The organism is Erwinia sp. E_sp_B01_1 (genome assembly GCF_036865545.1).
In the GTDB taxonomy this organism is placed as follows: domain Bacteria; phylum Pseudomonadota; class Gammaproteobacteria; order Enterobacterales; family Enterobacteriaceae; genus Erwinia.
The window spans coordinates 2493096-2508205 of the sequence record NZ_CP142208.1; the positions used below are offsets into that span (position 1 = coordinate 2493096).

12 protein-coding genes are annotated in these 15110 nt (G+C 54.4%); 9 read left to right on the forward strand and 3 right to left on the reverse strand.

Going from position 1 to position 15110, the window contains the following annotated elements:
- Nucleotides 1-48 precede the first annotated feature (48 nt).
- The 5 genes from dalD (at nucleotide 49) to uspE (ending at nucleotide 6305) form a co-directional block, all read left to right on the forward strand.
- Nucleotides 49-1443 carry a D-arabinitol 4-dehydrogenase gene (gene dalD / locus VRC33_RS11840; protein WP_338564278.1) on the forward strand — a complete coding sequence of 465 codons (1395 nt, stop codon included), beginning with the start codon at nucleotides 49-51 and terminating at the stop codon, nucleotides 1441-1443.
- A 10-nt stretch (nucleotides 1444-1453) separates the two neighbouring features.
- Nucleotides 1454-2923, forward strand: coding sequence for a xylulokinase (gene xylB, locus VRC33_RS11845; RefSeq protein WP_338556041.1), 1470 nt, complete (start codon nucleotides 1454-1456; stop codon nucleotides 2921-2923).
- Nucleotides 2924-2975: 52 nt separating this feature from the next.
- Entirely contained in the window at nucleotides 2976-4268 is a 1293-nt protein-coding gene (locus VRC33_RS11850; RefSeq protein WP_338556043.1) for an MFS transporter, read from the forward strand.
- A 148-nt stretch (nucleotides 4269-4416) separates the two neighbouring features.
- Entirely contained in the window at nucleotides 4417-5172 is a 756-nt protein-coding gene (locus VRC33_RS11855; RefSeq protein ID WP_013202029.1) for an FNR family transcription factor, read from the forward strand.
- Nucleotides 5173-5354: 182 nt separating this feature from the next.
- Nucleotides 5355-6305 carry a universal stress protein UspE gene (gene uspE, locus VRC33_RS11860; RefSeq protein WP_338556049.1) on the forward strand — a complete coding sequence of 317 codons (951 nt, stop codon included), beginning with the start codon at nucleotides 5355-5357 and terminating at the stop codon, nucleotides 6303-6305.
- A gap of 160 nt (nucleotides 6306-6465) precedes the next feature.
- Here uspE and pntB read toward each other — a convergent pair whose 3' ends face one another.
- A complete protein-coding gene (gene pntB, locus VRC33_RS11865; protein ID WP_338556051.1) occupies nucleotides 6466-7854 on the reverse strand; it encodes a Re/Si-specific NAD(P)(+) transhydrogenase subunit beta in 1389 nt (462 codons plus the stop codon).
- A gap of 10 nt (nucleotides 7855-7864) precedes the next feature.
- Nucleotides 7865-9397 (reverse strand): Re/Si-specific NAD(P)(+) transhydrogenase subunit alpha, encoded by a 1533-nt coding sequence (pntA, locus tag VRC33_RS11870; protein ID WP_338556053.1) that lies wholly within the window; start codon nucleotides 9395-9397, stop codon nucleotides 7865-7867.
- A 518-nt stretch (nucleotides 9398-9915) separates the two neighbouring features.
- Here pntA and ydgH point away from each other — a divergent pair.
- Both ydgH and VRC33_RS11880 read left to right on the forward strand, forming a co-directional pair.
- Complete coding sequence (ydgH, locus tag VRC33_RS11875) at nucleotides 9916-10866, forward strand: DUF1471 family protein YdgH (RefSeq protein ID WP_338556055.1); 951 nt, start codon at nucleotides 9916-9918, stop codon at nucleotides 10864-10866.
- A gap of 227 nt (nucleotides 10867-11093) precedes the next feature.
- A complete protein-coding gene (locus VRC33_RS11880; protein WP_338556057.1) occupies nucleotides 11094-12485 on the forward strand; it encodes an amino acid permease in 1392 nt (463 codons plus the stop codon).
- Here the strand turns inward: VRC33_RS11880 and VRC33_RS11885 are convergent.
- Nucleotides 12482-12895, reverse strand: coding sequence for a hypothetical protein (locus VRC33_RS11885; protein ID WP_338556059.1), 414 nt, complete (start codon nucleotides 12893-12895; stop codon nucleotides 12482-12484). The two genes, VRC33_RS11880 and VRC33_RS11885, sit on opposite strands and share 4 nt — an antisense overlap.
- 173 nt (nucleotides 12896-13068) lie before the next feature.
- Here VRC33_RS11885 and rstA point away from each other — a divergent pair, with 173 nt between their 5' ends.
- Together rstA and rstB are read left to right on the forward strand one after the other, a co-directional pair.
- The gene (gene rstA / locus VRC33_RS11890) at nucleotides 13069-13794 is read left to right on the forward strand and encodes a two-component system response regulator RstA (RefSeq protein ID WP_338556061.1); all 726 of its coding nucleotides are present in this window, start codon (nucleotides 13069-13071) and stop codon (nucleotides 13792-13794) included.
- Nucleotides 13791-15092 (forward strand): two-component system sensor histidine kinase RstB, encoded by a 1302-nt coding sequence (gene rstB, locus VRC33_RS11895; protein WP_338556063.1) that lies wholly within the window; start codon nucleotides 13791-13793, stop codon nucleotides 15090-15092. The genes rstA and rstB overlap by 4 nt, the downstream gene beginning before the upstream one ends.
- The last annotated feature ends 18 nt before the right edge of the window (nucleotides 15093-15110 follow it).

Sequence of the window (15110 nt, forward strand, 5' to 3'; positions counted from 1 at the left end):
GGCAAAAGCTCTTATACAGAGCAAATGCCCAATAAACCGGAGAGAATGATGACTGCTGCCACCCCCTCAATCTGGCTGCACATAGGTGCAGGTTCCTTTCATCGCGCGCATCAGGCCTGGTATTTCCATCGCCTGCTGCAACAGGGCGATCATAGCTGGGAGATTGCCCTGAGCAATATTCGTGATGATGCTGTGCCTTTGCTAAACACGCTGGCCGCTCAGCACGGTGAATATACGCTGGAAACGGTGACCCCAGAAGGCAGGCGTGAATATGAGAAAATCACTTCCATAAAAACCCTGGTGCCCTGGGATGCAGAACTCACCGGAATGACCGCGCAGGGAGCCAGTCCGCAGACTAAAGTCATCGCATTTACCGTGACCGAAAGCGGCTATTATCTGGATACCGATCATAAGCTGGATCCACGTCATCCGGATATCAAAGCCGATCTCAATGGTGAAGCCCGCACAATCTATGGCGCGTTGACCCGGGTGTTAAAGGCCCGTCTGGCGGCCCACGGTGAGCCAGTTACCCTGCTCAACTGCGATAATCTGCGCCACAACGGCGACCGTTTTCGTCAGGGCTTCCTTACCTTCCTGCAGCTCCGCCAGGAAGAGGCGTTGCTGGGCTGGGTGAAGCAGTACACTACCTCCCCGAACACCATGGTGGACCGCATTACCCCGCGCCCCACGGCGGATATTGCACCGCGAGTGCTGGAAGCCACCGGCTTTAATGATAAAGCTCCGGTGATGGCAGAAGCCTTTATTCAGTGGGTGATTGAAGATGATTTCGCTGCCGGACGGCCTGCGCTGGAAAACGTGGGGGTTGAACTGGTGGACTCCGTACTGCCCTGGGAAGAAGCCAAAATCCGTATCCTCAACGCCAGCCACAGTTGCATTGCCTGGGCAGGCACGCTGATCGGGCAATCCTTTATTCATCAGAGTACGCAGACGCAGGAAATCAGGGAGATGGCCTGGGAGTATGTGACCCAGGATGTGATCCCCTCGCTGATGCCCAGCCCGTTAAATCTGGAAGAGTACCGCGACGTGGTGCTGGCGCGCTTTGCCAACCCTTACATCCGCGATACTAACCAACGGGTAGCCGCCGATGGCCTGTCAAAGATCCCTGGCTTCATTACCCCCACGCTGACTGAAACATTCGCGCGGGGAGAGACTCCACGAGCCACGGCCCTGCTGCCTGCACTCTTCTTCCTGTTCCTGCAACGCTGGCATCAACAGGAACTGCCTTATGAGTATCAGGATGGCGTGCTGGATGCGGATGCGCTGCATCAGTTACTGAGCCATAAAGATGCGCTCGCCCGCTTTGCTGCCGATGCCGCCCTGTTTGGTCCACTGGCAGAGCGGAAAGAGTTTGCTGCACTGCTGGAGAGGTCAGTCGCCAGCCTGCGAAGCTGGGCGAATCATCCTCAGCCGGTCAGCGAGTAAGGAGACGGCCATGTACCTTGGAATTGATGCAGGCACCTCAGAAATTAAAGTGCTGGTGATCGATGAACACGGCGCGATTATCGCCACATCGGGGGCAAAACTCAGCGTGCAGCGCCCTCACCCGCACTGGTCAGAACAGGATCCTGAGGCATGGTGGCAAGCCCTGCAGCAGGCCGTCAGCGAGCTGCGGCAAAAAGTGGGTAAAAGCTGGGAGAATATTCGCGCTATCGGCTTGTCCGGACAGATGCACGGTGCCGTGTTGCTGGACAGGGAAAACCGCGTGTTGCGCCCCGCTATTTTGTGGAATGACACCCGCAGTGCCGCAGAGTGTAAAGAGTTGACTGCCCTGGCCCCCGATCTGGCCAGCCTTTCGGGCAACCTTGCGATGCCGGGCTTTACTGCCCCCAAACTGCTCTGGGTTGCGCGCCATGAACCGGCCATCTTCGCGCAGACGGCGAGCGTGCTGCTGCCAAAGGACTATCTCCGCTGGAAAATGAGCGGCGAAAAGCTCAGCGATATGTCAGATGCCGCAGGCACGCTCTGGCTTGATGTGGCAAAACGTGACTGGTCAGACAGCCTGCTGGAGGCCTGTGGCCTGACGCGGGATCATATGCCGCGCCTGGTTGAAGGTTCGGAACCGGCTGGAGAATTGAAAGCTGAACTGGCACGCCAGTGGGGACTGAAGGAAACAGTGATTATCGCAGGTGGCGGTGGCGATAATGCGGCCAGCGCCGTGGGGATTGGTGCAGTTAATCCAGGCGATGCTTTTATCTCGCTGGGCACCTCCGGCGTGCTGTTCGCGGTGAACGATCGTTTTCGCCCTGATGCGGCTTCAGCGGTTCATGCTTTTTGTCATGCGCTGCCGGATCGCTGGCATCAGATGAGCGTCATGCTCAGCGCGGCCAGCAGCCTGCGCTGGTTATGCGATCTTCTTGGCGCCTCCGAAACCACTTTACTGTCTGAGGTCGCAACCCTCAGCCGTTCCGATGAGCTTAGTGCTCCCCTGTTTCTGCCTTACCTTTCAGGTGAGCGGACACCGCATAACGATCCGCAGGCCAGCGGATCTTTTCATGGCCTGACCCATGCCACTCAGCGCGCTTCACTGGCTTACGCCGTGCTGGAAGGCGTAACTTTTGGCATGGCAGACGGCCTGAAAGTGCTGGAAGAAGCCGGAACGAATCTGACCCGCTGTTCACTGATTGGGGGTGGCGCACGCAGCCCCTGGTGGGCGCAAATGATGGCGGACGTACTGAACATTACGGTGGTGACGCACCAGGGAGGCGAGGCTGGCGGCGCGCTCGGCGCGGCAAGGCTGGGCTGGCTGGCAGATGGCGGAGAAGAGACGCAGGTCTGTCAGAAACCTGCCGAGCTGAAGCGCTACCTGCCGGATGCCGGCCACCATCAGGCGTTACAAAAACGGCTCAACCATTTCCATCTGCTTTATCAACAACAGCGCGAGGCTCGCGCAGCCGGCTTCTAATTCAACCCGGACGCTATGTCCGTCCGGGCCTGCATGCCTTTGAGGAACTATCATGAAATCAGCAAAAAACTGGTTCGGCCTTCCCCTGTCGCTGGTTTGGGGTTACATCGCCATCGCCGTCTTTATGAGCGGGGACGGCTTTGAGATGGCCTTCCTGTCCAAGCACATTACCGATCTGGGCTTTACCCCTTCCCAGTCTGCCATGGTCTTTACCCTTTATGGTGCGGCAGCCGCGCTTGCTGCCTGGAGTTCGGGCGTGGTGGCAGAGATCATCACGCCACAGCGGGCAATGCGCATAGGATTTATTCTTTGGGTGGTGATGCATATCCTGTTTATGACCCTGGGACTGGGCATGCGTAACTATCCGCTGATGCTGCTGTTTTACGGTATTCGTGGCCTGGCTTATCCGCTGTTCATTTATTCGTTCGTGATGCTGGTGGTTCAAAACGTCCCCAAACATCAACTCTCATCTGCGATGGGCTGGTTCTGGGCGATGTATTCCGTGGGTATTGGCTGCGTCGGCAGTTATCTGCCCAGCTTTACCATTCCCTGGATGGGCGAAACCGGCACCCTGTGGTTTGCCATTGCCTGGGTGGTGGCAGGGGGTTTGATGGCGATGATCCTGCTGCGCAATGTTGGCAGTGAAAGTGAGAAGGCCAGTCTTTCCACCAGAGAGAAATTCACCGAGCTATCACGGGCCGTCACCATCCTGTTTACTAACCGTAATATTTTCCTGGCCTGCCTGATCCGTATCATCAACACCCTGTCACTGTTTGGCTTTGCCGTGATCATGCCAATGCTGTTTGTGGGTCGCCTTGGCTTCAGCATGTCAGAATGGCTGCAAATTTGGGCGGTGTTCTTCTTTGTGACCATCTTCACCAACATCATGTGGGGCGTGCTGGGCGAATATATTGGCTGGATACGTCAGGTGCGGTGGTTTGGTTGCCTGGGCTGTGCGCTGTCGAGTCTCGCCTTCTACTATCTGCCGGTGACCTTTGGCCATAACTACTGGATGGCGATGATCCCGGCCGTTATGCTGGGAATTACAGTGGCCGCCTTTGTGCCGATGACCGCCGTCTTCCCGGTGCTGGAACCGAAACACAAAGGGGCGGCGATCTCGATTTATAACCTCTCTGCTGGCCTGAGTAACTTTCTCGCCCCGGCCATTGCCTCACTGGTTTTACCCTTCTTTGATATCGTCGGGGTTGTATGGACATATACCGGTTTATATCTGTTTGCCGGGATTTTGACGCTCATCATTAAAGTAGAACAACCTGCCCGGGTAACGGCTAAAAGCCACACAAACCACTATCAGGGCGAGGTAACGCTGGAGAACAAATCTTAGGTCCGTATAAAGGCAATATTTTCAACGGGATGCATTTTTATACAGCATCCCTGCTTTTTATGTGGCTAAAACTGTCCCTACCCGTTCCCTTAGGTTACAAAAAAATGTTAAAATTGACCCCAGTCAATAATCATTCGAGCGTATCACTATGATCCCGGAAAAGCGTGTTATCAACAGACGTATCCAGTCTGGCGGTTGTGCTATTCATTGTCAGGATTGCAGCATCAGCCAGCTCTGTATTCCCTTCACGCTGAACGAGCACGAACTCGATCAGCTGGACAATATTATCGAACGCAAAAAGCCTATTCAGAAGGGCCAGACGCTGTTCAAAGCCGGGGACGAGCTGAAATCGCTATACGCTATTCGCTCCGGGACCATCAAAAGCTACACCATTACCGAACAGGGCGACGAGCAGATCACCGGCTTTCACCTGGCTGGCGATCTGGTCGGCTTTGACGCCATTAACGGCGGCCAGCACCCCAGCTTCTCCCAGGCACTGGAAACGGCGATGGTCTGTGAAATCCCCTTTGAAACCCTTGATGATCTCTCAGGTAAAATGCCCAGCCTGCGCCAGCAGATGATGCGTCTGATGAGCGGGGAGATCAAAGGTGACCAGGAGATGATCCTGCTGCTCTCTAAAAAGAATGCTGAAGAGCGCCTTGCCGCCTTTATCTATGGCCTTTCCCGTCGCTTTGCGGAACGGGGTTTTTCACCGCGAGAATTCCGTCTGACCATGACCCGTGGTGATATTGGCAACTATCTCGGCTTAACGGTTGAGACCATCAGCCGCTTACTGGGACGCTTCCAGAAAAGTGGCATGCTGGCGGTTAAAGGCAAATACATCACTATTGAAGATCATGACGTGCTGTCGCAGCTTGCGGGCCAAAGCCGCGCTATAGCCTGACAGTCCTGGCCGGGGGCAGCCTGCTGACCCGGCCAAAAATTATCCTGCGTTTCCTTCCCTGCCAGTTCTGGCAAATAGCCTGCTTATTATTTGTTATAATATTGATCCCGCTATAACTTTTTCCTTCTGCCGCAGCCACGATTGGGCTATCTTTAACCTAACCAGCGGTTGGAGGTTCAGCTATGTCCAAATATCAAAACATTCTTGTGGCAATAGATCCGCAACAGGACGACCAGCCAGCCCTTCGCCGGGCTGTCTATCTTAACCAACGTCTTGGTGGCCGGATCACCGCTTTCTTGCCCATTTATGATTTCTCCTACGAAATGACCACCCTGCTTTCCCCTGATGAACGCACAACCATGCGTAAAGGTGTGGTCAGCCAGCGCACGGAATGGATCCGCGATCAGGCTCAGTCCTATCTGGATGCAGGCGTGCAGATTGATATCAAAGTCATCTGGCATAACCGGCCCTATGAGGCGATCATTCAGGAAGTCCTGAACGGACGCTACGATCTGGTTTTGAAAATGGCGCACCAGCACGATCGCCTGCAGGCAGTGGTTTTCACGCCTACTGACTGGCATCTGCTGCGTAAATGCCCCTGCCCGGTCTGGATGGTGAAAGATCAGCCCTGGCCGGAAGGTGGCCGTGCCGTGGTAGCCGTTAATCTGGCCAGTGAAGAGCCTCACCATGACCCACTCAACACCAAACTGGTGAGGGAGACGCTTGAACTGGCAGATATGGTGAACCATACCGAGGTTCATCTGGTCGGAGCCTATCCCATCACCCCAATCAATATCGCCATTGAACTGCCGGATTTTGACCCGAGCGTTTATAACGACGCTATCCGTGGTCAGCATCTGCTGGCGATGAAAGCGCTGAGGCAGAAATTCGGCATCGACGAGAAGTTTACCCATGTCGATAAAGGCCTGCCTGAAGAGGTGATCCCTGACCTTGCCGATCATCTTGATGCGGGTGTGGTGGTGCTAGGCACCATTGGGCGTACCGGATTGTCTGCTGCCTTCCTGGGCAATACGGCTGAGCAGGTTATCGATCATCTGCGTTGCGATCTGCTGGCGATCAAACCGGATGGTTATGCTTCGCCGGTCGAGCTTGATGATGATGAAGATGATTAATGCCTGGCGTAGTCTTAACTGACTTACAGCATTAAATAAGAAAAGGCCGGGAGATCCCGGCCTTTTTTATGTGCTGTTGCCTGATAAAACAGGTGGATTAGGGCAGCGCGCTGTCAGCATGGTTATTCACTCTTTGATGCAGGCTGCCCCTGCCCCGTTTTTATAACTCTTTCAGGATGGCATCCACGGTAGCTTTCGCATCACCGAACAGCATGTGGGTATTGTCCTTAAAGAACAGCGGATTTTGCACACCGGCATAACCGGTATTCATTGAGCGCTTGAATACCACCACGTTCTGAGCTTTCCAGACTTCCAGCACCGGCATTCCGGCGATTGGGCTGCGGGGATCTTCCTGCGCTGCCGGATTCACCGTATCGTTGGCACCGATCACCAGCACCGTATCCGTGTCGCTGAAGTCGTCATTGATCTCGTCCATCTCCAGTACGACATCATAAGGAACGCGCGCTTCCGCCAGCAGGACGTTCATATGTCCCGGCAGACGACCGGCCACCGGGTGGATACCGAAACGAACTTTGATCCCACGGGCACGCAGTTTTTCGGTAATTTCCGCTACCGGATACTGAGCCTGGGCCACTGCCATGCCATAACCGGGGGTGATAATGACCGAGCTGGAGTTTTTCAGCAGGTCTGCAGTGCTTTGCGCATCGATTTCACGGTATTCACCCACTTCATCAGTTTCGCCGGTGGAGCTGCTGTCAGTACCAAAGCCCCCGGCAATTACGCTGATAAAGGAGCGGTTCATCGCCTTACACATAATGTAAGAGAGGATAGCACCGCTTGATCCCACCAGCGCACCGGTCACGATCAGCAAATCGTTGCTGAGCATGAAACCAGCCGCTGCCGCAGCCCAGCCAGAGTAAGAATTCAGCATGGAGACCACTACCGGCATATCTGCTCCACCGATAGACGCGACCAGATGCCAGCCGAACGCCAGGGCGATCATCGTCATAATCAGCAGCGCGAAGACCTGAACGCCAGTGCTCTCAGTGCGTACAAAGGCGATCAACAGGCAGAGAGAGACCACCAGAGCCAGCAGGTTCAGCTTATGACGGTGTGGCAACATCAGCGGGCGGGAAGAAATTTTTCCACGCAGTTTGCCAAACGCCACCAGCGAACCGGTGAAGGTAACCGCACCGATAAAGATGCCGATAAACACCTCTGTCAGATGGATATTTTCCAACACCACATCCATTCCCGGCGCGTGATCGAGATAGCTGTTAAAGCCCACCAGCACCGCAGCCAGGCCCACGAAGCTGTGCAGCACGGCAACCAGCTCTGGCATTTCGGTCATTTCGACCTTTTTCGCCAGCCGGATACCTACCGTTCCCCCGATAACCATCGCCACTAATACCCAGCCAACGTTTCCGCTGTCCGGGCCCAGCAAGGTTGCCAGCAGCGCAATCGCCATACCAGCCATACCAGACAGGTTGCCCTGTTTGGAGGTTTCATGTTTAGACAGCCCAGCCAGGCTGAAGATAAAAAGAATTGCGGCAACAATGTATGCTGCAGTTACTAATCCGCCAGACATTGATTATCCCTTAGTTCTTACGGAACATTTTCAGCATGCGCTGAGTCACGGTGAAGCCACCGAAGATATTAATACTGGCAATCAGTACCGCAACAAACGACAGGAAGCTGACCCAGCCACCGTGACCGATCTGCAATACTGCGCCAACGACAATGATCCCGGAAATCGCGTTTGTCACCGACATCAACGGCGTATGCAGCGCGTGGCTGACGTTCCAGACCACGTAATAGCCGACCACGCAGGAGAGCGCAAAAACGGTGAAGTGAGAGAGGAAAGCAGGCGGTGCAACATTGGCAAACCAGCCAAACAGCACAAGCGCCAGCGCGAACAGGGCATATTTACGCAGCGGAGAAACCGGTTTTTTCTCCACCTTCTCTGTTGCTCTGGGGGCTGCCTGCGCTGCCTGAGGTGCAGCGGATACCTGAATTGGCGGGGCCGGCCAGGTCACTTCCCCGTCACGAACCACGGTCACACCCCGAATCACCACATCTTCGAAATCCACGGCGATCTCACCGTTTTTCTCTTTGCACAGCAGCTTGAGCAGGTTAACCAGGTTAGTGCCGTACAGTTGAGAAGACTGGGTCGGTAAACGGCTTGGCAGATCGGTATAACCGATAATTTTGACGCCATTATCCGTAGTGGTGACCCGATCGGCCACGGTCAGCTCGCAGTTTCCGCCGGTTTGCGCCGCCAGATCCACAATTACGCTGCCCGGCTTCATGGAAGCAACCATCTCAGCAGTGATCAACTTAGGAGCAGGCCGGCCTGGGATCAGTGCCGTGGTGACAATGATGTCCACCTCTTCTGCCTGAGCGGCAAACAGGGCCATTTCAGCCTTGATAAAGGCTTCGGACATCACTTTCGCGTAGCCATCACCGCTACCGGCTTCTTCTTCAAAATCCAGCTCAAGGAACTCGGCGCCCATACTCTGCACCTGTTCTTTTACTTCCGGACGGGTATCAAAGGCACGCACGATAGCGCCCAGGCTGCCCGCCGCGCCGATAGCGGCAAGCCCCGCCACGCCAGCACCTATCACCATGACCTTGGCCGGTGGCACTTTACCGGCAGCGGTAATCTGCCCGGTGAAGAAGCGACCAAACTCATGGGCGGCTTCCACGATTGCGCGGTAACCCGCGATGTTAGCCATAGAGCTCAGCGCATCCAGAGACTGGGCGCGAGAGATACGCGGCACGGCGTCCATTGACATCACGGTAACCCTGCGGGCGGCCAGTTTTTCCAGCAGTTCAGGGTTCTGAGCAGGCCAGATAAAGCTCACCAGCGTGCTCCCTTCACGGGTCAGGGCAATCTCTTCTTCATCCGGTGCATTGACCTTGAGGATAATATCCGACTGCCAGACGGTGGCGGTATCCACCAGTGAAGCCCCCACGGCCTGATAGGCAGCGTCATCAAAACTGGCCAGTTTACCCGCATCGCGCTCAATGGCGACGGTAAAGCCGAGTGCTAAAAGCTGCTCTACCGTTTTCGGTGTGGCAGCGACTCGCGCTTCGTTGGGCAACCGCTCTTTGGTTATTCCAATTAGCATAATATTCCCTTTCATCAGAAGTAAGATGATGGTTGGTACTGAGTGTTACGGCCCGTATGACCGTCCCAGGATCTGTTTCAAACTGTGTATAACCTACTGAAAATATGTTCTGCGATCCAGCCACAGCCCGACAGAACCGCGCTTAACCTATAAAAATTCAGAGACAAGGGGCAAAAGCGCTACTTTGATACTGTAATTACCCAACATTGACGAATAATCTGCTAGCAAAAATTCACCAATTGCTGATTAATGCAAAAGAAAAAACATTATTTAACAATGAATTAACGTTATTAGTGATATCAATAACCTGCTCAGGTGGTAAGCGGCAGACAAAACCGGCAAATTACCCCTCTTTTAATAAACTGGCACAGGAAGCGGCTGTGAAGCGCTGGAAATGGCTCAAAATGCCTGAGACAGCAGGCATTATTACATGCAATAATCGGCTGCTAATCTGTTACACATCAAGAGTCCAGCACGTTTTCGTACTCATTTTTTGCGTAAGGCGAAGGATTATTTTTATGAAGCTGAAGAACACCATTCTGGCATCAGCCCTGTTGTCACTCACATCATTATCCGCGTATGCGGCACAGGAACTGTCCCCAGAAAAAGCGGCCACGCTGAAACCTTTTGAACGCATCACGGTTTCCGGTCGTTTTAATGCTATTAATGACGCAAGCACCGCGGTATCAAAACGTGCCGATGAGCTGGGTGCGGATTCTTACTATATTCAGGGTATTAACGATACCAATGGTAACGGCGGTAACTGGCGGGTAGTGGCGGACATTTACCACAATGATGCCCCAAAAGCCGTTGAAAGCGACGACCGCATCATCAATGGCGTGCGTGAGCTGAAAAAAGCAGAAGCCTACAAACTGGAGCCGTTTGATACCGTTTCCGTTAATGGTTTCTACCGCAGCCAGCCGGATGTGAATGAAGCCATCACCAAAGCGGCCAAAGCCAAAGGTGCAGCCTCGTTCTTTATTATCCGTCAGATTGACGCTAACAGCGGCGGTAATCAGTTTATTACCGCTTATATCTATAAAGCCGATGCGCGCGAGCGTAAGGTTCAGTCGCCTGACCTGATCCCTGCGGATTCCCAGGCCGGTAAGGCTGCACTGGCCACCGGTGGAGCAGCCGCGAAAACCGTGCAGATCCCCGGCGTGGCTTCTTCTGAAACCCCAAGCACCAACGTGGGCCGTTTCTATGAAACCCAGACCTCTACCGGTCAGCGTTACACCGTTAAAACACCAGACGGGCAAAGCGTTCAGGAAGTTAACGCTATCACGGCCGCTCAGATGCAGCCGTTTGACAGCGTGACCTTCACCGGGCATTTCGGTACCCCTACCGAAATTTCAGATGCAGTGGGCAAAGCGGCTATCAAAAAAGGCGCGAAGTACTACCACATCACGCGTCAATGGTCGAACCAGAGCGGCGGTAACCTCACCGTTTCTGCTGACCTGTTCAAATAATCTTTCCGGGGCGGCCTTCAGGCTGCCCTCTCTGTTTCTGAATAGCTTACCGGGCTATTTTGCATAACCAGTCACAAACCACGCTGTTCGCATTGCATCTCCTGCCCTCTCTCCGTAAAATCGCCGCCGACTTTAGTGGTTCACTTCGCATCTGTGGCCCTTTCCGCGCATATAACGCGAAGGTTTGCCGATGATCTGGTTTTTTATTCTGCAATCGGGATGTTTTTTTGGACAAAAAATTAGGCCTTACTGCCCTGACGGCGTTGGTTCTCAGTTCAATGCTGGGTGCAGGCGTTTTCAGCCTGCCGCAAAACATGGCCGCAGTTGCCAGTCCGGCAGCTTTACTGACGGGCTGGGCGATTACCGGTGCAGGAATTATCTTGCTGTCACTGGCTTTGCTGCTGCTGACCCGCCTGAAGCCTGAACTGGACGGCGGCATCTTCACCTATGCACGTGCCGGGTTTGGCGAGTTGACCGGATTCTGCTCCGCCTGGGGCTACTGGCTCTGTGCGGTGATCGCCAACGTTTCCTATCTGGTAATCGTCTTCTCTGCCCTGAGTTTCTTCACCGATTCGCCGGGCCATGTGGTCTTTGGTGACGGCAATACCTGGCAGTCCGTGTTGGGTGCCTCGGTGCTGCTCTGGCTGGTCCACTTCCTGGTGCTGCGCGGGGTGCAAACCGCAGCCAGCATCAATCTGGTCGCTACCCTGGGTAAACTTGTGCCGCTCGGGCTTTTCGTGATTCTTGCCGCTCTGGCATTTAATTACGATCGGTTCAAATTCGACTTTACCGGCATTGAGCTGGGTACACCCGTATGGCAGCAGGTCAAGGACACCATGCTGATCACGCTCTGGGTATTTATCGGGGTTGAAGGGGCGGTTGTCGTTTCTGCGCGTGCACGGAATAAAAAGGATGTGGGGCGGGCAACATTGCTGGCAGTGACAGCGGCGCTGGTAGTCTATCTGCTGGTTACCCTGCTCTCTTTGGGGATCATTCCACGAGCGGAGCTGGCGGAGATGCGCAATCCCTCTATGGCCGGACTGATGACCCGTCTGATCGGCTCATGGGGCAATATGATTATTGCCGTGGGTCTGATTATCTCCGTCTGTGGTGCCTACCTGAGCTGGACCATAATGGCTGCAGAAGTGCCGCTGCTCGCGGCTGAGCACGGTGCCTTTCCGCGCTCGCTGGCTAAACAGAATACACGGGGTGCACCTTCGGCCTCACTCTGGCTGACCAATATCAGCGTGCAACTCTGCCTCGTGCTGATCTGGCTCACCGGTTCAGACTACAACACCCTGCTGACCATCGCCTCAGAAATGATCCTCGTGCCTTACTTGCTGGTTGGGGCTTACCTGTTCAGGGTGGCGCGTGCGATGAATCGTCCCGGCGTGATGGCAATTGCCTGCGGAGCCAGCGCCTATGGCCTCTGGCTGCTGTATGCCTCAGGGCCGTTGCATCTGCTGCTTTCCGTGGTGCTCTACGCGCCGGGCGTGCTGCTGTTTCTGTTTGCCCGTCGGGGTGGACGAGGCGACGAGAAACTGCACATCATGGAAAAAATGGCGATGCTGATGTTGGTAGTGGGATCGGCTCCAGCGCTGTGGATGCTGGTAAATTAGTGCGGGAGGGCAGAAAGGGTGACCGTTAAGCGGTCATCATGCTGCTTCAGGGTCAGCGGCTTGACATATTCCTGACGGACAAGCTCAAGCTGCTGATCCGATAACGGATAAGGCAGCAGAATATCGAACTGGTGGATGTGCTGTTGTTCAGCCAGGGTTATCAATCTGGCGATATTAATTTCATCGCTGACCTGGGTGGAAATAATCTGTAACGCCAGCACCTTCAACCGCTCTGAAGGCACCTGAGGCAGATCGCGGGAGTTTCTGGTGACCAGACCAAAGATCGGCATCACGCCGTAGATGGCATCCATAAAGCTCCAGCGCTTTTTACAGGATGCAGCAAGAAAATCAATATAATTCAGGCAGATGTAATCACTTTGCCCGGTGCAAGCCACCGTTTTATCAGACACGCCTGTTCTCCTTTCTCATGTTGATTATTCCCCTGGGGCGTCACGGCAACCCGGCGGCTATAATGGCATATTACCGGGTGCTTATACACTACCTCTGATGTTATTTGAGCTAGTAATAGTAGTTAAGTTTAACAAAGAGTAATCTTGGCTTTCCATTCCAGAAAAACAGTCCTATGAACAAAATCGTATTCGTTGAAGATGATCAGGATGTTGGCGAGCTGATTGCCGCCTACCTGAACCGCCATGATATAGAGGTGATTGTTGAAAGCCGTGGCGACAGAGCAGAAGCGACTATTGCAGCGTGCATGCCTGACCTGGTGATGCTGGATATCATGTTGCCAGGCAAAGATGGTATGACATTGTGCCGCGATCTTCGCGCCGGAAAAAGCTGGTCCGGGCCGATTGTGCTTCTTACCTCTCTCGACAGTGACATGAACCATATTCTGTCGCTGGAAATGGGTGCCAACGATTACATTCTTAAAACCACGCCACCGGCCGTTCTTCTTGCCCGGTTGCGGCTGCATCTGCGTCAGGCCTCTGGCGGCCAGGGCGAAGAAATCGCCCCCAAAGTCGTCGGTCAGAATGCGCTGCGGTTTGGTACCCTCTCCATTGATCCGGTGAATCGCCAGGTTACGCTCGGGAAAGAAGTGATTGCCCTCTCCACCGCTGATTTCGATCTGCTGTGGGAACTGGCCACGCATGCCGGGTCAATCCTCAACCGTGATGCCCTGCTGAAAACCCTGCGGGGCGTAAGCTACGACGGTATGGATCGCAGTATTGACGTGGCGATTTCACGCCTGCGTAAGAAACTGCTGGACAGTGCCACCGAACCTTACCGCATCAAAACCATCCGCAATAAAGGCTATCTGTTTGCACCGCACGCGTGGGACGCCCAATGAAAAAGCTGTTTATACAGTTCTACCTGTTGCTGTTCGTCTGTTTTCTGGTGATGGCGATGCTGGTCGGGCTGGTTTATAAATTTACTGCGGAGCGTGCCGGTCGTCAGTCGATGGATGATTTAATGAAAAGCTCGCTCTATCTGATGCGCAGCGAGCTGCGGGAAATCCCCCCGCGTGACTGGAACAGGACCATCGAAAATCTGGACCTGAACCTCTCCTTCAAGCTGCATATTGAGCCGATGAGCAAATACCAGCTTGATCCCGTCAACATGCGGCATCTGCGCGCGGGCGAAATAGTCGCGCTGGATGATGAATACACCTTCCTGCAGCATATCCCCCGCAGCCATTATGTGCTGGCGGTAGGTCCTATCCCGTATCTGTTCTATCTGCATGAGATGCGCCTTCTTGATATTGCACTGCTGGCCTTTATCGGTATTTCTCTCGCACTGCCGGTATTTATCTGGATGCGTCCCCACTGGAAAGAGATGCTCCGGCTTGAAACGGCGGCGCAGCGTTTTGGCCAGGGGCATCTGAATGAACGTATCCACTTTGACAGTACCTCCAGTCTGTTACGCCTTGGCGTGGCTTTTAATCAGATGGCGGACAATATCAATACTCTGGTCGCCAGCAAGAAGCAGTTAATTGACGGCATCGCCCATGAGTTGAGAACGCCACTGGTTCGCCTGCGCTACCGGCTGGAGATGAGCGAGAATTTAACGGATGCCGAAGCGGCCGCGTTGAACCGGGATATTGGCCAGCTGGAAGCGCTGATTGAAGAGCTACTGACCTACGCCAGGCTGGATCGGCCTGAAGTAAATCTGAATCTGCAGCCTCTGGATCTGGCTGAGTGGCTGCGCGAGCGCATGGATGATATCCGCTCCATGCAGCCAGATTTTAATGTTGAACTGGACATGCCCCAGCGCTATAACCCAGGTGTGGTTGATACCCGCCTGATGGAGCGGGTTCTGGATAATCTGGTGAATAACGCCCTGCGCTACGCCAGTCAACGTCTGCGTGTAGGGCTGTGGTTTGACGGCGATACCGCCTGTCTGCAGGTAGAAGATGATGGGCCAGGCATTCCGCCGCAGGAGCGCGAGCGGGTTTTTGAACCCTTTGTTCGTCTGGACCCAAGCCGCGACCGTGCCACCGGGGGTTGTGGACTTGGGCTGGCAATTGTCCACTCCATCGCTCAGGCGTTTAACGGCTATGTGCTGATCGAGACCAGCCCGTTGGGCGGCGCCAGCGTTCGCTTTTGCTGGCCAGTTAATTTACCCTTATCCCCTTCACGCGCTGCCTGACAGCGCCCGACCTATTTG

Coding starts and splice junctions, on each gene's coding strand:
- ydgH (WP_338556055.1), top strand. CDS start 9,916: ATGAAGCTGAAGAACACCATTCTGGCATCAGCCCTGTTGTCACTCACA.
- rstB (WP_338556063.1), top strand. CDS start 13,791: ATGAAAAAGCTGTTTATACAGTTCTACCTGTTGCTGTTCGTCTGTTTT.
- rstA (WP_338556061.1), top strand. CDS start 13,069: ATGAACAAAATCGTATTCGTTGAAGATGATCAGGATGTTGGCGAGCTG.
- xylB (WP_338556041.1), top strand. CDS start 1,454: ATGTACCTTGGAATTGATGCAGGCACCTCAGAAATTAAAGTGCTGGTG.
- VRC33_RS11850 (WP_338556043.1), top strand. CDS start 2,976: ATGAAATCAGCAAAAAACTGGTTCGGCCTTCCCCTGTCGCTGGTTTGG.
- uspE (WP_338556049.1), top strand. CDS start 5,355: ATGTCCAAATATCAAAACATTCTTGTGGCAATAGATCCGCAACAGGAC.
- pntB (WP_338556051.1), bottom strand. CDS start 7,854: ATGTCTGGCGGATTAGTAACTGCAGCATACATTGTTGCCGCAATTCTT.
- VRC33_RS11855 (WP_013202029.1), top strand. CDS start 4,417: ATGATCCCGGAAAAGCGTGTTATCAACAGACGTATCCAGTCTGGCGGT.
- dalD (WP_338564278.1), top strand. CDS start 49: ATGACTGCTGCCACCCCCTCAATCTGGCTGCACATAGGTGCAGGTTCC.
- pntA (WP_338556053.1), bottom strand. CDS start 9,397: ATGCTAATTGGAATAACCAAAGAGCGGTTGCCCAACGAAGCGCGAGTC.